Raw genomic sequence first — 18,756 nt, forward strand, 5'->3', positions numbered from 1 at the left:
GCAGTACGATTGATGGCTGATGGAGTAAGCGCTGAAGGGCTGAGTTTCAAGGGTTTTGTCGCTGCCGAAGGATTGCAGTGAATTCCTCAACCGTAAAAGATGCGAGAGTTTCGAAAAATCAGCACGAGGAAGTTGTCTAACCGCGAAAAAGACGAAAGCAAAACCAAACACTCCTAATTCCTAATTGGAGTAAAGCGACTTCTACCACCAATCCACACTAATTTCACGCATAGGATCACCTACGTTTTGACCTACTCTTCGGAATTACAAATTGTTCATTGGGGCGCAGGGCATTAGCTATCAATTGTTTCTAACAAGTTTATATAAAGAGTATCGAACAATGTAAGATGAGAAACTGATGAAGGGTAACTTACTGTTCCCCCTTTTTCTTTCCATCAATGCTCTTGAAGAGGCTGAAGAGGTCGCTGTCGGTGGTGAAGATGGCGGTGGTGTCTTTACCGAGGGTGCGCTGGTAGGTCTCGAGTGTTTTGATGAACAGATAGAAGTCAGCGGCCACGGGGCTTGAGCTATAGGCATCTGCGTAGATACTAGTCGCTTCAGCATCTGCTTTACCCTGGATTTCGCGTTCTTTGCGGTAAGCCTCTGATTTGATCTGCAATAGGTCGCGATCCTTGCGGCCGATGATTATAGCCGCTTCACCCGCACCTTCTGAGCGGAAGCGATCGGCGATTTGCAACCGTTCGGAGGCCATTCGGCTGTAGATTTCGCCGATGACGTCGGATTTGTAATTGATGCGTTTGAATCGGACGTCGATGAGTTCAATGCCCCATGCTTGGACTTTGGGTTGAGCGGCGCTGAGGATTTGCTCAGTGAGGACTTTGCGTCCGTGTTTGATGGCTGGGAGTATTCCGATGTTGGAGTTTGCTGCGATGAGTGACTCGTCGACTGCAGGCTTGCGGTCTTTTTCACTGCGGACGACTTCAATCAGGTCATTGGCAGCAATGGAGTCTCTTGTGGCGCTGCCGATGATGTCATCGAGTCGTGACAATGCGCTGCGTTCATCACGTAGTTTCTCGTAGTAGGTCTTGGGGTCAGAGATGCGCCAGCGAGCGAAGGTGTCTACGTTGATGTAAAGTTTGTCGCGAGTCGGCATATCGGTGGCTGGGCCATCCCATTCGAGGATACGCTTTTCGATGCTGTTGACCTTTTGGATGAATGGAGTCTTCCAGTGGAGGCCGGCTTCGTTTTTTTCAGGATCGGCGTTGATGGCATCACCGACAAACATACCAAACTGGGTGATGAAGACCTGTTCGGTTTGTTTTACGGTGTAGGCGCTGTTGCTAATGATGATGGAGGCAACCACCAATAGGACGATAGAGAGTATGGATTTCATGGGTGATATAGAGGCTAGAAATTATTTTCCGAGGTTCATGAGTGGAAGAAACTGTTTGGCGTCTTCGTCGAGGATGACTTTTTTGCCTAGCTTCGGTAGCACTTCGCTCATGGTTTCTAGGTAAAGTCGTTGCTTGGTGATAGCGGGGGCTTTTTCGTATTGAGCGAGGAGGTCGCGGAATCGGGTGACATCGCCCTCGGCTTCGTTGACACGTTGGAAGGCATAACCTTCAGCACCGGAAATGCGTTGTTGGGCGGTGCCTTTGGCTTTCGGGATGACTCGGTTGTATTCGCCATTGGCTTCGTTGATCATCCGTTCCCGTTCTTGCTGGGCTCGGTTGACTTCGCCGAACGATCTCTGGACGGGGCCGGGAGGGTTGACGTTGATCAACTCGATGCGCTCTGCTGTGATGCCCATGTTGAGAGTGGCCACAATTTCTGATAAGCGAGAAAGAGACTCGACGCCAATTTCTGTGCGGCCAATGGTCAGAACCTCATCCACGGTGCGGTCGCCGATGACTTCACAGACGACGCTTTCCGTTAGGTCGCGCAGGGTTGATCCTGGGTTGCGAAGTTGGAAGAGGTATTGATAGGGGTCGGTGATGCTGTATTGGAGGATCCACTCGACTTGAGCGGCGTTGAGGTCACCGGTGACCATGTCGCGCTCTTTATCGGGCTCTGTGCCTACTTGATGAGGATTGGTAACATCTCCTTGTCTGCCAAAGCCAAACTCGAGTTTGAGTTGGCGGTCGATGGGAACGATGGTCGCCTTATCCACGCCGAAGGGGATTTTGAACCGAAGCCCGGGATCTTCGATGTGTGTGTATTTGCCAAAGCGTTGGACTACGGCTACTGATTCGGGGCTGACGGTGTAGAATGAGGTGAATATGCCGTAGAGTACGACTAGGGCAAGTGGCACACCGAGCAGTAAGCGCGGTGAAAATGAGACCGGATGGCCGTCGATGGTGATGACTTTATTCATTGGAGTTGGCTTCTTGAGATGGATTTGGTTCAGTTATTGAACTGTTTCGAGCGCGATTTTCCGGATACTAACTCAATCTGCTCCGAATGAAACCTAGAAATATTGTTTATCTTTGGAATTGACGCTCAGGCTCTGGAAAAGTTGCCGCTGGTCGTTGTGTCGTTAAACTAACAGCGACGATGGAGAGATGAAATTGCTCAAGCCGGGGCGCGATCTAGCTAATGTTGGTCGCGAGTGGGACAACCTCACGTGCGGTCTTTGAAGTCGTAGATCCATCTGGAAAACTAAAAATACCTAGTTTTCAGCAGCTGATAGATATTCTTTAAAAGTAGTATAATTTCAGCGATTTGGCTGAGAATTTACAGAGGATTTACACACGAAGCTGAATCTGTGTGGGAGAATGATGGTGTTAAAAAATACAAAATCAAACCATCATGAAACCATCAAAATCCAGTAATATCTCCGTTGTTCAAGTCACAAAATCCACTCTCATGCTCTGTGCTCTGGGGTTGTTGAGTGTGACATCACTGCAATCAAAGGGGGTGGATGCAATTCCTGCTACTAAAAAATCATTGCACCAGCGAAGCGGGCGGCTCAGCCGAAAGTGCAGATAGCCATTTTACTAGATACTTCTGGGAGCATGGATGGGCTTATCGAGCAGGCGAAGTCGGAGCTCTGGAGTATCGTCAACAGCTTCAATAGCGCGAATAAGGATGGAAAGGCTCCTCGGTTAGAGGTGGCGCTCTATGAATATGGCAAGCAGTCACTCAATGCTGAGAGTAATTGGCAGCAATGCATTGTCCCATTTAGCAATGATCTAGACTTGATCAGCGAGACGCTTTTCAAGCTAAAGACGAATGGGGGCGACGAGTATTGCGGCGCGGTGATCGAGCGCGCAGTCGCTGACATGAAGTGGGATGAAGCAGCGGGGACTTATAAAGCCATCTTCATCGCAGGCAATGAGCCATTCACCCAAGGGCCCATCAATGTGACTCAGAGTTGCCAGTCAGCGAAGAAAAAGGGCATCGTTGTCAATACGATCCACTGTGGAAATCAACAAGTGGGAGTCCAGAGAGGTTGGAATATAGGGCCGGTGGTGGCTGGCGGAAGCCTGCTCACGATAGATCATAATGCACAGGTCGCTCATATTGATGCACCTCAGGACAAAGTGATCATCCAGCTAAATATCGAACTCAACAAAACCTATGTCCCTTACGGGAAATCGGGTGTGAAGAATAAGGTGCGCCAAGAGGTGCAGGACAACAATGCGCTGCAGAAAAAGAGTTCAGGAGCGAATGTGCAACGTGCGATCTGTAAATCGTCTCACAATTATTCTAATGAGAGCTGGGACCTTGTGGATGCGGCGAAAAAAAAGCAATTTGACTGGGGCTCGGTCGAGAAAAAAGACCTTCCCAAACCTCTGCAGAAGCTGAGCGATAAAGCGCTCCAAGCCTATGTAGCTAACAATGCGAAAAAACGTACGGAGATTCAATTAAAGATCCAAAATACGAGCCAACAAAGGCAGAGGTATATCGCAAAAATCAGCCAGGAGAAAAGTGAAAATGGTGCCCAGACGCTCGATAAAGTCGTAATCGAGACAGTGCGTAAACAGGCCAAAGAACTAGGCTACACCTTCAAGTGATCAAAGAAAAGCAGGGTGCTGCTGACGTTGGACGGTTGTGTTCGGCTATAACGTGGTGTCACGTGGTGAGACTTGAGACACCCAGGTCTAGATTGGCAAATCCGAGCTGTGAATCCATGGATGAAATTCTATTAATTTTGTCTAAAAACCACACTGGATGGTACTTAGTGTTTCTTTCCCCATTTTTTCTTATCAGTTGTCTGGGGGTTCTCCACCGAGCTGAGTACCAGCTCTTTGCCATTTGGGCTGAGGGTGAATACCTTTCTCGTGGTCGCGTTTTCCTTGTGCAGAGTCACGGCCTCCAGTGCTCATTGGAGCGAGATGAGTCGGCCAGAAAAGCTCTAGGGCTCGGTCGGTAGGGTGAACTCGAATGATTGCTCGCCTTGCGCTTGGGCATCCCAATTGCGTTCTTCTATCAGCTCGATGTCCTGGGTGCCACGGCCCTCGGTGAACCAGAAGAGGCGAAGCTCTATTTTTTTGGTTGTAGCAGCAGCCGACCAAATGACTTTACCGGAAATGGTGGTCCCCGTTTGGAACTCGGAGCTCGTTTGGTCGAGCTGGATGGAGATGGAGTCAGTCATGTGCTTAGTTTTGAGTATCTGTTGGAAGGACGGTTACTTCGTAGTTGTCCTTAATGTCGGGCCAGAAGGAGATTTCACCGCGCACGCGCAGTGACCACTTGATCGCGTTGTTTGAGCTCTTCCAGCTTGGCATGGTGTCTGAAGGTAAAACGATTTCGGCCTCGCCACGTCTCACCTTTCGCGGGTCTTTGGTATCGATCAATGCTTGCTCGTAGAAGATGGATGTGTCGGTGACGGTGTCGGTTCCACGGCGGTATCTGGCTTCTTCTTCGCCGACTAGGTAAATGGCGAAGTGGCTGAGTTTGTGTTCGCCGCTGAGGGTTTTCCACTTCAGCTGTGTGGCTTGTCCCAGTGTGATCTCTGCAGGAGCTAGCGTGAGTATTGGAGCTGCATTGAAGCACGCGAGGATGCGGTAAAAGACATGGAGAATCATTCCGATGCCAACGGCCACGAAGGGAGTGAGAAAAAGGGTGAGGAACCAATCTGGCTCACCTTTTTGCCATGTTGGGATCAGCTGGCAAAGAAACACCGAGACGATGCCATTCCAAAATGCTGCGATGAAGAGTACTCCGAAGATCCAGCCGATGCGCTTTCCGCGCGGGCTAAATTCCTTGCGATGACTGGAGCGATACGCCGAGGTATCTGGGCGTGATTTTGACTTGCGTAGTTTGGCTCTCGCGCTGAGTGCTTTCTTTTTCTTTTTGAGTCCCCAAATGAGGCCGCCGACTCCGACTACTATGAAGGGAAGGGGGAACAGTGAGAAGGCTGCCCACCAGCCCATTTCACGTTCTAACAAGGCATCGTGTGGGTTGTCTGGATTGACAAAGCAGGTGATCTGTTTGCCTGGTGGGTGGGCCTTTACTTTATCTTGCTTGCCGCCTCTACCGCTTGAGCTACCACCCATCAGGTCGACGTTGTTGGACTTATAGACTCGCTCACCGTAATTGTATTTATAGAAAATATCAGCGCTGTAGGTGTCGCCATCATCGCCATCGTGGGTACGCACTTTACTCCAGACCACTGTGGCGGTTTTAGACTGCCAAGATTGCGCATCGAAGTACTTCGTCCACATAGGGATGACAAAGAAGATCAGCACAGCAAATCCAGCTAAACCAAATATGCCGAAGAAGGGGATCATAATCAGGTTACCGACTTTTTCTTTTTTCTTGGAAGAGAGCGCCTTGTCCTTCTTTCGGAAAGATTTGAATCCCATGGTCAACACGCCAAGCCCTATCAATACGAAGAAACCACCAAAGATAGCAAAGCCGATGCCGCTTCAGCTGGAATCGCTGGTGGGGTAGATCACCGCCTCTGAAGGGTCTTCTGGATTGATGTAGCACTCGGTGATCTCACCTTGGTGCTGGAGGTCTATCAGCTCGGCGAGTTCGTGGTAGTCGTCCTCGCCCTTTTTGTCCTGCCATATTTTGGTGCCAGTGTGTTCAGAGCCCTCCCAGCGGTAGCTGTATTTGATGACTGGCTGAAAAGCTGGGTCTAACCCACTATTGGAATTGATTTTAAAGTGCTCCACCTCGCAGGGAGCTGTCGGCCACGAGGATCGTTCAGCATCAGAGAGGCTGGATTTGACCCCAAGGACCACAAAAATGCTACTGAAAGCGGTCCAAATGAGGCCAAAGATGATCAGAGAAAATTTACCACCCTTGTTGGAACCATGAGCTCCACGGCCTTTGTTGGAGCTTCGGAATCGGATGGTAGCCATGCTTTAAAGTGATGTTTAGCGAAGACCTACGGCCTTGCGGACGCGGTCGAGAACCTTGGTGGATTCTGCGCGGGCACGCTCGGCACCTTTTGCGATCACGCCATTGACGTAGTCGAGGTTGTTTTCCAGCTCCTCACGCTTTTCGCGGATTGCTGAGAAATGCTCCCAGTAGGCATCGAAGAGAGTTTGTTTAAAGTGGCCGTAGCCAAACCCGCCAGCTTCGTGCTCGGCAATCATCTGGTTGAGCGCAGCTTCATCGGCGAAAAGTTTGTAGAGAGCTATGATGTTAGACCCTTCTGTTGCTTTAGGGTCTTCCACAGCAGTGGAGTCGGTGACGATGCGCATGATGGTCTTGCGAATCGCTTTTTTACCACCAGAGAGTGGGATGGTGTTGCCGTAGCTTTTACTCATTTTCTGGCCATCGATACCAGGAACGACAGCGGTGTTTTCCCGGATTTGAACCTCGGGGACAGTGAGGGTGCCTTCGCCAAACTTGTCGTTGATTTTCTGCGCTAGGTCGCGGGTGACCTCCACGTGTTGCTTCTGGTCCTTGCCTACTGGGACGATGTTTGCATCGTACAGCAAGATGTCCGCTGCCATCAATGCGGGGTAGGCGAAGAGTGCGTGGTTGGCTGAAATGCCTTTAGCTACTTTGTCTTTGTAAGAGGTGCAGCGCTCCAGCAAGCCCATCGGGCAGACGGTAGAGAGAATCCAAGCGAGCTCGTTGACCTCAGGGATGTCGCTCTGGCGGAAGATCGTGGCCTTTTCTGGATCGAGCCCACATGCGAGGAAATCAATGGCTAGGTCTTGGACGTTTGCTCGGAGAGTCACGGCATCAGTCATCGAGGTCATCGCGTGGTAGTCCGCGAGAAAGTAGAAGGCGTCGCCCTGGTCCTGTAGCTCGACGGCTGGCTGCACCGCGCCGAAGTAGTTGCCGATGTGGAGTTTGCCGCTCGGCTGGAGTCCTGTGAGAATTCTCATGGTGGGAAAGTGATAGAAAAAAGTGTGACGTGAGTTAGGAACCGACTATTGAGTTACGGTGGTTTGTGGCACCTGTGCTGGTTGTTGCTGTGGCTTGGAATTCTGGGTACGTGGCTCGCCCTTCCAGGTCTTGCCATAGGCTGTATTCTCTACGCCACTGCCGAGGCTCTTGAAGTCGCGGCCAACACCGACGAAAGTGTTACAGGAATTGAGTGTGAGAGCTGCTGCAGATGCGAGTAGTAGAGCGCTGAATTTCATGGGCGCAGTGTCGTGCTGCCCTACCAACTTTTCAAGCGCCAAGTTTGATCAATGCTATGCCTATATTGAACCGCTAAATACGCGGGAATTTCGACAAATAAGTACGAGGAAGCTGTTCTACCACTCCTTTGGCTACGAATCTGGGAACCATGGATGATTAGGCTGCAGACGAGATGAGGAAATGATCCCAGTCGGCGATGGCGAGGAGGTTTTTGAGGGTGAGTGTGATCGGGACAGGTTTGGGCGCGGCGGGACGTTTGATCAGCTTGAGGCCCGCTTCGGCGGGTGTTCGCGCACCTTTGTTAGAGTTGAGGAGACGTTCTGCTAGGACGCAGTTTTCCCAAGTGGTTGCTCCACCTCTGGACTGAGGGATGATGTGATCGATACTAGCTTCGTTGGCTTTGAGCATACGTCCTGAGTACTGGCATTGGCCGCGGTCGCGCACCCAAACATTCTTGAGTGAAAATTTAGGAATAAAAATGGGAACTTTGGCAAAATCCTTGAGAACGATCACTGTGGGAACACGAATGGCACCGTGGGCGGTGCCAATGGTTCTGTCCTGCGCTCTCACGGGAAGCTTCATCCAGTCGCTCAAACGGGTGGGGTTCATTGTATCACCGCCCTCGATGTCGAGACCATCGGCATTGTCGGTGGACATGTGTGAGAAAGCGTCCGCTGGCGAGACAATGGAGATTGCTTGCCATTGGCGATTGAGTACCAAGACGCATTTTTCGTGCACAGGATTCATTTTCATAGACATATAAGAATTACACTTATCTAAAATAATACACCAATTACTCCTGTGGAATCAATGGGTAAATGTCAGAAATGTGTGAATATTTTGTAACGAAGTGATTTATGTAGAGTGAGATGTGTGATTTGATTATTTATTTGAGCGATGGATGTTGGGGATTGATGAAATGAGACTTGTTGTAGCTGTGGGTATAGTTGAAGGTGGCGATGTTGGCCGATGAGTGAGAATTTAGAAGATCTGGAACAGTGGGGTGAGGACGTCATTTTTGGACGCGTGAAGGGATTTCGTGCGGCATTGATGCGCTGCGTCCTGCGTGGATTTTCTTGGCTCTATCGCGCCGCCGTGCTGCAACGCTTGAGGCTTTTCCGCAAGGGCTGGAAGGATCAAGCGTATCTGGGAACCATGGTGATTAGTATTGGTAATATCACGGTGGGTGGTACGGGTAAGACTCCAGTGGTCGAGCTGTTCTCTAAAACCTTACGTGACCGTGGACGCAAAGTGGCGATCCTCTCGCGTGGTTATAAATCTAAAAAGTTAGATGAACCACAGGAATGGCGTCGGAAGTCTACTGGTGAACTAGTAGAGGAAGATGAGATGCCTAAGCTGGTGAGTGCTGGAAATGGCCTCCTTCTCGATGTCCATCACGCTGGTGACGAGCCCTACATGCTGGCTAAAAATCTGGATGGAGTGGCGGTGGTTGTGGACAAGAACCGAGTCAAAGGTGGGAAGTTTGCGATTGAAGAATTAGGCTCAGATTTACTTTTGTTAGATGATGGAATGCAATTTTTAAAAATTGCCCATTCATTAGATATTGTGTTGGTTGATTTCAATTCCCCCTTTGGGACGGGCTCGATTTTACCGCGCGGGACATTGCGTGAGCCGCCGAAGAATCTGTGCCGGGCGGATTACATTTTCATCACAAAGTGCTACAAAGCGGGGAATACAGAGCTGATAGAAAAAATAAGAAAGCACAATGCTGTGGCTGAGATCATCGAGTGTACTCACGGCCCTCAGCACATTGAGAATGTTTTCACTGGCGAGATTTTACCGCTAGAGTTTTTGGAGGGAAAGTTTGTGGCCGCGATCAGTGGTATTGCAGTACCGGAGAGTTTTGAAGAAAAGCTCACTGACTATGGTTCAAACGTGCTATTCCACCGGACTTTCGCCGATCATCATTCCTTTTCCCAAAAAGATGTGGACGGATTCATGCGCCGCTGTGTGCGCCGAGATGCCGATATCATAGTGACCACTGAAAAAGACGCGGTGCGCTTCCCCAAACCTGCTGAGATGGATGTGGAGGTGTATTTCCTGCGGATCGAAGTGGATATACTCAGCGGACAAGATGTCTGGGAGCGGCTCGTCGACCGCGTTTGCATGGAGAAGAAGTCGGTAGACCCGCTTCTGCTTTATGAGGAGGCTATCTAGCAGTACAGAGCCATCATGTCACCATTTGGCGTATACGGTAGTTTTGCGACCGAGACGGTCACGCTACGTGGGCTTTGAGCTAGACGTTATATAGAGTGTCTACGACGTCGCGACCGAGGATTTGCTCATAACGTTCTATGTAAGCTGCAGCAGTGGCCTGGTGGTTAAAGAGTTCTGCGCTCTCTTTCATGATCCGGCGGATGGTCTTATTTTTCCTGGCTGGCTCCCATTGGTAAAACTGGATGGCTTCATCGATAGCCCAGCGCAGTCCGTTGGCGCTGTAATGTTCGAAGCGGAAGCCATTTCCTAGTTTCCCGTCGTAGTGGAGGTGGTGGATGGTGTCGTGGATTCCGCCTGTATCATGGACAATGGGGATACAGCCGTATTTGGGGGCAACCATTTGCGGAAGTCCACATGGCTCAAAGAGCGATGGCATGAGCATAAAGTCAGAGCCAGCGTAGGCTAGGCGAGACAGTGATTCATCGAAGTCACACATGACGACCTTTCCGCCTAGGTTGTGGAGGGCGATGATATCATGAAAATGTTGGGAAAATGATCCACTGGCGACAATGACAATTTGTAGACCAATATGGGAATAGTCTGAGACCGTTTGATACATGATGTCCGCAAGGAGTTGGCAGCCTTTTTGCATGGGGTCGAGTCGGGATGGCCAGAAGAGAATAGGTGCATCAGGGTCGATATTTAGCCCAGTTTTTTCTTGGAGTTGCGCTTTATTGAGCGCCTTTCCCTTGACAAAATTTTTCGAGTTATAGTGGTGGTCGAGCTCGGAATCTGAGTTTGGATTTAGTGCCTCGTCTGGCGCGTTGAGAATCCCGCTGGCGCGACCTGCATAGAGTTTGTTCGCCAGCTCCTTACGAATGGCATCTGGGACGAAATCGTGGCGACCTTCTACGACTTCATAGAGGAAGGTAGGACTGACTGAGTTGACGTGATCTGAGGCGAAAATTCCAGTGGCGAGTAGGTCGACAGGCTTGCTCTCTCGCGCTTCATCGTAGCTTTCAGGGTTGTCAGTGAAGTAGAGATTGTGCCAGAAATCTGCAGCATCTATCCCTTTATCTTCAATATGCGCCATGGTGAGACGCTCGGAGTGGATGTTATGGCAGGTGAAGAGGCACGGGATTCCTAGACGCTTGGCCGCTGCTGGGATGAGGCCTGTCATCCAATCGTTACAGTGAATGAGGTCTGGCTGTACGCGCGGGATGATATTGTTGATGACTTCGCGCTGGAAGGCGAGCGCTGTGTTCTGATTCTCCATGGCGTCGTACACGGTACTACGGCGGTAGAAAATGCGGTCTTCTGCTAGATGAATGCGCTTTTCTGGAATCACTTTTGAAACGCAACGCTCCACTTCGCCGTCAAAGATTTCCTTCATGTCCATGTGAAACATCTTACGGTAGTTAGGGATGGCAACGTGGACGTCTGCCCCTTGATCGTAGAGTGCTTTCACTAGCGACGCTGAAACGTCAGCCATGCCACCAGCTTTGGCGTGCATACGCTGGGCTAAATTTCCCATGCCGTCCGGTAGGTAAGTAATTTCCGGTGTAACAACAAGAATGCGGGTTTTACTTTTGTTAGATTCCGGGGGCTTGTTGTTAGGGTGTGGCTTACTCATGGTCTGCTGTGATACGTAACAAATACGTGCGGAGGATTCAAATAAAGAGTCGTTTGAAAGTCAGATTTTTTTTCAGCGGAGTGATAGATATACGGGTAGAAAATTTTCACGAGAATAAAAGGAAGAACCACTGGCAGTCTCTGTCACGTTTATCCATGTGAAATAAGTAAAAGGAATCTCAATGGCGGCATGGTTTATGAGGGGAATGGGGAATCCTTATTTTTGTCATCTTCCTAGGTGACAAATGGGATAAAGCAGCTTTAGTGGAATATATCAAAAAACGAGATTTTATGCAGCACCCATTTCTATCTGACGACTACCATATTCGCTGGTCAACTTTGACCCCAGAGCACATCGAGGCCGACATCAAACAAGCACTTGAGCTCGCTGAGCAAAGGCTAGACGCTATCCGCAATCTTCCTGCGGGAAAAGTGAGTTACGCTACTACTTTCGGCGCTTTGGAAAAAGCGGCCGAAGAGCTGGAGCGCGGTTGGGGGAGGTTGAGCCACCTAGATAGTGTCGATGATAACCCTGAGCAACGGGTTGCGATGAATGCGATGCTTTCTCAGGTTTCGGCGTTCTATTCACAGATTGCTTTAGATGCTAAGATCTGGGCATCGCTGAAGGCATTTTCTGAGAGTGCCGCCGCGGAAGCTCTGAGTTCCGTGAAGCAGCGCTTCATCGAGGAGACGTGTGCAGACTTTATCCAATCTGGAGCAGACCTCGACCAGAGTCAGAAGACTGAAGTTGCAGAGATTGATGCTGAGCTTTCACAAAAGACAAAGAAATTCTCCGAGAATGTATTGGATTCTACTAACGCGTGGGAGATCGTGATTCATGATGAAGCGCGCCTCGCTGGGTTACCTGAGATGGCAAAGGAATCGGCTCGCTTAGATGCGCTGGAAAATAGCCATGGTTCTGAAGACGAGCCGAAGTGGCGCTTCACATTACAGCACCCATCAATGGGACCTGTGATGCAACACGGTGAGGATGATTCCTTGCGCAAAGAAATTTGGCAGGCGAACTGCACAGTTGGCCGTGATGGCGAGTACGATAACACCGACTTGATTTGGGAAATTCTTGAGCTTCGCCAGCGAAAAGCTGAAATCTTGGGACATAAATCCTTCCCAGATCTCATCCTCCAGCGCCGTATGGCCAAGACTGGCAAGGCTGCGCTCGACTTCACTGAAGACCTCCACGGTAAAATCCAACAAAAATTTCTTAAGGAAACTCAGGAGCTTCAAGACTTTAAAGCGGGGAAAACGGGTGGAGCTTCAGCACCACTGGAACCATGGGAGACTGGCTACCTGGCTGAAAAACGCCGTAAAGAGCAATACGCATTCGACGACGAAGCACTGCGTCCCTATTTCCCGGTGGATAGCGTGATGGAAGGAATGTTCACCATCACCTCTAAACTTTTCGGTATCGAGATCGCTGAGAGAGAAGCAGTCTTTGGTAAAGATGAAGAGGGCAAGATTCAGGTCTGGCATGAAGAATGTAAATTTTACGATATTAAGGACACTGCGACTGGTGAGTTGCTCGGCTCGTTCTACGCCGACTGGCATCCCCGCCCGACTAAGCGTGGTGGCGCGTGGATGAACTCGCTCAAAACTGGTGGACCCGCTGCTGATGGTGGAGCACGTGAGCCTCATCTAGGATTGATGATCGGAAATATGACCAAGCCTGTGGGCGATAAGCCTGCTTTGGTAGATCACCGAGAAGTTGAGACCATCTTCCACGAATTTGGTCACTTGCTGCATCATTTGTTAGGTGATGTGGAGGTGAAGTCGCTTTCAGGCACGAATGTCCCTTGGGACTTCGTAGAGCTTCCTTCGCAGATCATGGAAAATTACTGTTGGGATCGCGAGTCGCTCGATATGTTTGCGAGGCACTATGAGACCGGTGAGACGATTCCTGAGGAACTATTCCAGAAGATGTTGGCAGCTAGAAACTACATGAATGCTTCAGTTTTCATGCGCCAGCTTGCACTAGGAAAGCTCGATCTAGAGTTACATCAAAATTTTGGCCAGTATAAAGGCGGAGACCTCGATGCAGTGGATGCTCAGATATTGGCTGACTACAGAGCGCCAATGGCGACAGAATCGCCAACTATGGCTCGCCGATTCTCGCATTTGTTCTCAGGTCCAGTAGCATACGCTTCGGGCTATTATTCCTATAAATGGGCAGAGGTGTTAGATGCCGATGCATTCACTCGCTTCCAAGAAGAAGGCATCCTGAATACTGAGACAGGGATGAGCTTCCGCACGGAAGTTCTGGCACGTGGCAACTCGCGTCCGGTGGATGAATCCTATCGCGCCTTCATGGGCCGCGACCCAGAGCTCACACCATTGCTTGAACGTGCGGGATTAGCATAAAATTTGAATGCCGAGCTAAAGCTCGGCATTCTTTCTTGCTCTAGATTATTTTCCTTCAGCGCGCTTTTTCACCTTTTTCATCATGCCGTTGTAGGCGAGCTTTCCGCTGGCGACTAGACGGTGATTGGCCTTCATGAGTGAGGAGCCATGTTCGCGCATATAAACATCGCAAAGCACCGCGTAGTTGCCATTGCCGAGGACGACGAGTTCGACTTCAGGCTCGACGGCGACACCTTCGGTGAACCATGTGCCGTAGACAATTTCAGTGGAGCGTCCTCCCCATTTCTGGAATTGGTAGGTGTTGCCGCTTTGTGAAACGAGCGAGAAACCATCTTCGCGGAAAACAGAACGAATGGCTGAGTCAACGCTGCTGCGTGATGAGTTGTGAATCTCAGTGGAGGCAAAGGCATTTGAGCTTGAGCCTATTCCTACTGTGCCGCGACAGCTTGTGCTGAGAGTGAGTGTGGCTGCGCCAAGTGCGCAAACGCTGAGAAGTGGTAGTAATTTCATCTTAGAGTGAGTCGATAGCAGATTGTAGTTCACAAGCCAAAGCTTCATTAGTGATTTCTCCGTTAGAGAAGTTATCATAGAATGAGGGGACCGAAAGACTGGCTTTGAGCTCCGCCCCCATGCGAGGGAATGTGGCTTTGGCAGCTTCCATCACTGTGGCTCCTCCACGTGGACCTGGGGAGGTGGAAAGTAGTAACATCGGCTTGTCGGACCAGAGCTTTTGCTCAAGTCGCGAGGTCCAGTCGTAGAGGTTTTTAAAAGCAGCACTGTACGAGCCATTGTGCTCGGCGAGTGAAACGACGATCGCATCGTGCGCGCGTATCGTATCGAGAAAGCGTTGAGCACCCGCTGGAATCCCGTTGGCTTCTTCTTCATCAGAAGAATAGATCGGTAAGCTCAAGTTTCGTAAATCGAGGTCGGTGATCTCGGCTCCAGTTACTTTACCCGCTGCGTATTTAGCGAGTTGGCGGTTGATCGACGATGAGCTGGTAGAGGCTCCAAAGGAAAGTATCTTCATAGAAAGTACACGTTAGAGTCCACCACTGTGGCTGGGGAAGGTTAAAATCTGAGGGATTTTATAATGGTAGAGTTCTAACGGGAAATGTAGAGTAACTGACATATGAAATGGGTATTTGTTGATTATGAAAATGTGAACTCATTGGATGCTCTAAAATTGAGCGATTACGAATGGGTGATTTTGTTTTGTGGACCGAAAGATAAGAAGGTCAATATCGATCTAGCGAGTATTGCTGTAGGTAAGGTGCCCAAAATAGAAATCGTCCGAATCGATAAGAGCGCTAAAGACAATCTCGATTTCCACCTAGCCTTGTATCTAGGGAGGTATCACGAGCTTGTGGACGAAAATGTAGAATTCGTGGTTTTTTCCAATGACACGGGGTTTGATGGAATCATAGGCCACATGAAAACACTCGGGCGAAAGTGTAAGAAGGTGAAGCAGGCTGCCCAACAGGCTAAGAAAGCGGCTAAAAAATCTGTGAAGAAGGCCGTCAAAGCGGCAACGAAAAAAACGACAACAAAGAAGGCATCTAAAAAAGCGGTGAAGAAAGCGACGTCAAAAGAGGTAGATAAAAAAGTAACGGAGAAAACCAATGAAGGAGGAGAGATCCAAATCAAAGGAAATGCCCAAAATTTGATGGAGGCTCGGATTTCTGCTTTGAAGGCTTTCAAGAAATCTCCAGAAAAAAATTGGCCAACGAAAGAAAGCTCACTTTTACATTGGTTGGAAAGTAGCTTAGCGATTGATGCTGAACTAGCCAGCTTGCTGATGGATAGCATGAAGCGATTGAAGTATTTTTCAGTGGCCGATAATAAAATAGTTTATTCTATGGACCTTAGCAAAGTGGAAGATTGAAGCATTGAGCATATTTAAAAAATAAATTAAGTTAGATGAAAAAGATTGAAACTTAGTCACGTATGACTATAAGTAGATTACCTCTCCCGAGAGGGTAGTTAAACAGGTTCAACGACCTACAAAAGTCATTCAATGACCGCGATCGAATACATTGGCCCGATCCCCCAAAAAAAGAAACGCAAACCGGTACTAGGCGGTTGGGTTATTCTACTTATGTCTGGGCTATTTGTGTCTTACTTCGCTTGGCCGACCTTTGCGGACTACGTGAAGACCCAGCAAGATGTCGCAACAGTTGATAAGGCGAGCTTGGCGATTGATTATTTGATTGAGAGCGAGAATTTTGGTGAACGCTTGGCTGGAGCAGCATTGAAGCGAACACAAACTCCGAGTGTTTACGATGGCTCGTATTATTCGATTGCCTACCCAATGGGCGATGTGCCCGAGGGCAAAGGAGTGGGGCTGATGTGCTAGTCCGCAGCTACCGAGCAGTAGGTATCGACCTGCAGCAGCAAGTGCACGAAGATATACGCGATAACTTCCGACTCTACCCGCAGCTCTGGGGGCAGAAACAACCAGATACAAACATTGATCACCGTAGGGTTCCTAACCTACAGCGCTTTCTAGTACGCAATGGGCTGGAGATTCCAGCATCTCGAGTGCCTTCAGATTATAGCTTTGGTGACATTGTGGCTTGGCGTTTACCTGATGGTGAGACCCACATCGCGGTGGTTGTGCCCGGACCTGGATCTCGACGTGATGAGCGCTGGGTCGTGCATAAGCAAGGGGACGGCACCAAATGGGAAAATACATTATTAGACCACGATATAGTAGGCCATTATCGCTACGGCAAGTAACTCAGGCTTAGCTTCTCACCCTAACAATTGATTGGGATGATTGGACTAAATTAATCAAGCTGTAGTAGAAGAGATTTCGATAGTTGGACTGCTTGCAATTATCGATAAACCGCTATAGGTATCCCCGCGGGCCGTGTAAGCGTCTCAGAATTCACCACAAACAATTTTTTTAGACACATGGAAGGTATCGCAATTATGACATCCGGCGGAGATGCCGCCGGAATGAACCCTGCAGTAAAAAGTGCCGTGGATTACGCACGTAAAAAAGGCCTCACGCCATTTCTTATTCGCAACGGCCTTCGTGGTATGATCGATGGAGATATTGCACAAGCAAAGCGAGAGGATGTCTCGGGCATCCTCCACCGTGGAGGCACAGTACTACGTTCTTCACGATCCAAGCGATTTTTTGAATACGAGCACCGTAAGACAGCGTATGAAAACCTCCAAAAACACGGCATCAACAAGCTGATCGTCATCGGTGGCGACGGCTCATTTGCCGCTCTCAACCAATTTTATGCTGACTTCGGCGTGCCATTTGCAGGTATCCCAGCAACCATCGACAACGACATTCCGGGCACTGATTATTGTCTCGGTGTCGATACAGCCCTGAACATGATCCGCGATAGTATCGACTCTATCCGTGACACGGCTACTTCCTTTAGCCGAGCGTTCGTGATCGAAACCATGGGTCGCCATTGTGGTTATCTCGCTATGGTCAGTGCGCTTTCTAGCGGAGCCGAGATCTGTATCGTTCCAGAGCTAGAGTACGACCTCGACGCCATGGGCGAGCGCCTCCGCAAGGATGTGAAAGATGGCCGTGGCTACATCTTAGCTATCGTAGCTGAAGGCACCAACATGGCTGAGTACCTGACACGTTGGATCAAAGTGAACCTCAACATGGACGCTCGACTTACCGTCCTCGGACACGTCCAGCGTGGTGGTTCGCCAACAGTGCGTGACCGTATCATGGCTTACAAGTTTGCCGTGAGTGCTGTGGACTCACTCATAGCAGGTAACACCAACAAGATCATGATCTACAAGGATGGAACCATGGGCTCTGTGGATATTGAGACAGTGAATAGCACCAAGGTGGAACTCAATAAAGATATCCTGCAGCTTTGTGAGCACCTCAGCAAGTAAGCTGCGGGCTTAAAAATTCTAAAGCCAACGCAGTCCATGCGTTGGCTTTTTTGCACTAGCCATTGGAGTAGTTCTGATTCTTTGCTCCGGAATCAGACGAGTAAAGTAATCTGTCTAATTTACGGTCAAAAACCACCTACTTTGGTTTACTCGTCTTCTGGGCCGCGCAGTTCATGAGATTTGTCGATGATGAGGTTCCTGAGGTGGAACACGTGGACGCGGAGGTCTTCGAATTTATCGTCTTCCATGGTCAAGGTGTTACAGGCTGCGACGGCGCTATTACACGCCTCGAGCGCGCGTTTGAGTACCGCGACGATGTAGCCATCTTCAAGTTCTAGTGGTTTCTCGGGCCAGGTTTCATCGAGGGTATCGAAAATATAGGCGGTCGAGAGTGCTAGTTCGCTCCTTGGGCCTTGATCAAGCATAGCGTCGCCTAGTAGATCGAGCGCTTGGGACTGAACTAGAATGGCATGTTGGACGACGGGTTCACGTCCATTGAGACTGACCTCTTCGATCTCATAGTCGTCCGCATCAATTTCTGGGCGAGGCCCTTCACCGAGGAACCAGGCTGCCTCTTCAAGGGTGTCGCGCACTCTGAGGCGCTTTTCCCATTCAAATTCGTCGACTTCGCCTTCGATTTCTTTGACCTCTGACTGGGCTTCCGAGGCGGTGAGCATGAGTTCCATAAAGTGCTCCATGGCCATGGCATTGTCGCGCCGCTGCTTTTTTTCACCGGCCTGATCGAGCTCCCATTGGTGGGTCGAAATACGCACGTCGTATCCAGTGGTTTCGAGCATGACTCGACCATTGACTAAGCTGAACCACTCGAGACTGAGGGCATTTTTCCAGCCGAATGAGATGTCTTTTTCTTCGAGACCAAATTCCTCAATTTCTTCTGGGGTGATGAGTGGAATTTTGATTTTTTTGGAAGCTGTCATATCACCGATCACTCCGCGTTGGAGGTTGTGAAGTTGATCGATGAGTTCCTCTTGTAGTTCTGGGTGCGGATTGGTGAAATCGATCCGCGTGCCGGCCAAATCTCGCCAACAATTTCCTCGGAGCAGGATCTTCACAGGTCGCTCCATCCCCTTGATTTCAAGGCCGCCTCGAGTAATACCGGGTGTGGTATTGTCAATCCAGCCCTTCACTATCGCCTTATCAATACGGAATGCCATACTT

General features: G+C 49.6%; 17 protein-coding genes and 1 pseudogene. 6 read left to right on the top strand and 12 right to left on the bottom strand.

All coding sequences use genetic code 11. The features are described 5' to 3' along the window. Nucleotides 1-370: 370 nt before the first annotated feature. Both hflC and hflK read right to left on the bottom strand, forming a co-directional pair. Nucleotides 371-1,354: a protease modulator HflC gene (gene hflC / locus BSZ32_RS07835; RefSeq protein WP_105042927.1), complete on the bottom strand. Its 984-nt coding sequence runs from the start codon at nucleotides 1,352-1,354 to the stop codon at nucleotides 371-373. Nucleotides 1,355-1,375: 21 nt separating this feature from the next. Continuing rightward, complete coding sequence (gene hflK / locus BSZ32_RS07840; protein ID WP_105042928.1) at nucleotides 1,376-2,335, bottom strand: FtsH protease activity modulator HflK; 960 nt, start codon at nucleotides 2,333-2,335, stop codon at nucleotides 1,376-1,378. Nucleotides 2,336-2,939: 604 nt separating this feature from the next. Between hflK and BSZ32_RS07845 the strand changes: the two genes are divergently transcribed. After that, nucleotides 2,940-3,977 carry a vWA domain-containing protein gene (locus BSZ32_RS07845; RefSeq protein WP_165788727.1) on the top strand — a complete coding sequence of 346 codons (1,038 nt, stop codon included), beginning with the start codon at nucleotides 2,940-2,942 and terminating at the stop codon, nucleotides 3,975-3,977. 341 nt (nucleotides 3,978-4,318) lie between these two features. Here the strand turns inward: BSZ32_RS07845 and BSZ32_RS07850 are convergent, their stop codons facing one another. From BSZ32_RS07850 to BSZ32_RS07875, 6 genes are all read right to left on the bottom strand, one after another. Then, nucleotides 4,319-4,558 (bottom strand): hypothetical protein, encoded by a 240-nt coding sequence (locus tag BSZ32_RS07850; RefSeq protein ID WP_105042930.1) that lies wholly within the window; start codon nucleotides 4,556-4,558, stop codon nucleotides 4,319-4,321. A gap of 4 nt (nucleotides 4,559-4,562) precedes the next feature. Beyond that, nucleotides 4,563-5,771: a DUF3592 domain-containing protein gene (locus BSZ32_RS07855; protein ID WP_105042931.1), complete on the bottom strand. Its 1,209-nt coding sequence runs from the start codon at nucleotides 5,769-5,771 to the stop codon at nucleotides 4,563-4,565. A gap of 63 nt (nucleotides 5,772-5,834) precedes the next feature. Beyond that, complete coding sequence (locus BSZ32_RS07860) at nucleotides 5,835-6,275, bottom strand: DUF3592 domain-containing protein (RefSeq protein ID WP_105042932.1); 441 nt, start codon at nucleotides 6,273-6,275, stop codon at nucleotides 5,835-5,837. 15 nt (nucleotides 6,276-6,290) lie between these two features. Next, on the bottom strand, nucleotides 6,291-7,256 hold the full coding sequence (gene trpS, locus BSZ32_RS07865; RefSeq protein ID WP_105042933.1) for a tryptophan--tRNA ligase: 966 nt from the start codon (nucleotides 7,254-7,256) through the stop codon (nucleotides 6,291-6,293). 45 nt (nucleotides 7,257-7,301) lie between these two features. Further along, nucleotides 7,302-7,514, bottom strand: a complete 213-nt coding sequence (locus BSZ32_RS19215) for a hypothetical protein (RefSeq protein WP_206018765.1) — start codon at nucleotides 7,512-7,514, stop codon at nucleotides 7,302-7,304. Between the two features lie 157 nt (nucleotides 7,515-7,671). Beyond that, on the bottom strand, nucleotides 7,672-8,268 hold the full coding sequence (locus BSZ32_RS07875; RefSeq protein ID WP_240610586.1) for an HNH endonuclease: 597 nt from the start codon (nucleotides 8,266-8,268) through the stop codon (nucleotides 7,672-7,674). A gap of 216 nt (nucleotides 8,269-8,484) precedes the next feature. Between BSZ32_RS07875 and lpxK the strand changes: the two genes are divergently transcribed. Then, nucleotides 8,485-9,693, top strand: a complete 1,209-nt coding sequence (gene lpxK / locus BSZ32_RS07880; protein WP_105042934.1) for a tetraacyldisaccharide 4'-kinase — start codon at nucleotides 8,485-8,487, stop codon at nucleotides 9,691-9,693. Between the two features lie 79 nt (nucleotides 9,694-9,772). Here lpxK and BSZ32_RS07885 read toward each other — a convergent pair whose 3' ends face one another. Beyond that, the gene (locus BSZ32_RS07885; RefSeq protein ID WP_105042935.1) at nucleotides 9,773-11,326 is read right to left on the bottom strand and encodes a glycogen synthase; all 1,554 of its coding nucleotides are present in this window, start codon (nucleotides 11,324-11,326) and stop codon (nucleotides 9,773-9,775) included. Nucleotides 11,327-11,616: 290 nt separating this feature from the next. Between BSZ32_RS07885 and BSZ32_RS07890 the strand changes: the two genes are divergently transcribed. Next, complete coding sequence (locus BSZ32_RS07890) at nucleotides 11,617-13,701, top strand: M3 family metallopeptidase (protein ID WP_105042936.1); 2,085 nt, start codon at nucleotides 11,617-11,619, stop codon at nucleotides 13,699-13,701. Nucleotides 13,702-13,746: 45 nt separating this feature from the next. On the opposite strand, the gene BSZ32_RS07895 is transcribed toward BSZ32_RS07890, so the two are convergent. Together BSZ32_RS07895 and BSZ32_RS07900 are read right to left on the bottom strand one after the other, a co-directional pair. After that, nucleotides 13,747-14,211: a hypothetical protein gene (locus BSZ32_RS07895; RefSeq protein ID WP_105042937.1), complete on the bottom strand. Its 465-nt coding sequence runs from the start codon at nucleotides 14,209-14,211 to the stop codon at nucleotides 13,747-13,749. Between the two features lies 1 nt (nucleotide 14,212). After that, the gene (locus BSZ32_RS07900) at nucleotides 14,213-14,728 is read right to left on the bottom strand and encodes an NADPH-dependent FMN reductase (RefSeq protein ID WP_105042938.1); all 516 of its coding nucleotides are present in this window, start codon (nucleotides 14,726-14,728) and stop codon (nucleotides 14,213-14,215) included. Nucleotides 14,729-14,830: 102 nt separating this feature from the next. Between BSZ32_RS07900 and BSZ32_RS07905 the strand changes: the two genes are divergently transcribed. The 3 genes and pseudogenes from BSZ32_RS07905 (at nucleotide 14,831) to BSZ32_RS07915 (ending at nucleotide 17,577) form a co-directional block, all read left to right on the top strand. Then, the gene (locus tag BSZ32_RS07905) at nucleotides 14,831-15,583 is read left to right on the top strand and encodes a PIN domain-containing protein (RefSeq protein ID WP_105042939.1); all 753 of its coding nucleotides are present in this window, start codon (nucleotides 14,831-14,833) and stop codon (nucleotides 15,581-15,583) included. Nucleotides 15,584-15,796: 213 nt separating this feature from the next. Continuing rightward, a pseudogene (locus BSZ32_RS07910) lies at nucleotides 15,797-16,437 on the top strand (DUF1287 domain-containing protein). Nucleotides 16,438-16,614: 177 nt separating this feature from the next. Further along, nucleotides 16,615-17,577 (top strand): 6-phosphofructokinase, encoded by a 963-nt coding sequence (locus tag BSZ32_RS07915; RefSeq protein WP_105042940.1) that lies wholly within the window; start codon nucleotides 16,615-16,617, stop codon nucleotides 17,575-17,577. Between the two features lie 146 nt (nucleotides 17,578-17,723). Here BSZ32_RS07915 and BSZ32_RS07920 read toward each other — a convergent pair whose 3' ends face one another. Next, nucleotides 17,724-18,752 (bottom strand): hypothetical protein, encoded by a 1,029-nt coding sequence (locus BSZ32_RS07920; protein ID WP_105042941.1) that lies wholly within the window; start codon nucleotides 18,750-18,752, stop codon nucleotides 17,724-17,726. Nucleotides 18,753-18,756: the final 4 nt, after the last annotated feature.

Source organism: Rubritalea profundi (genome assembly GCF_002954445.1).
GTDB lineage: Bacteria > Verrucomicrobiota > Verrucomicrobiia > Verrucomicrobiales > Akkermansiaceae > Rubritalea > Rubritalea profundi.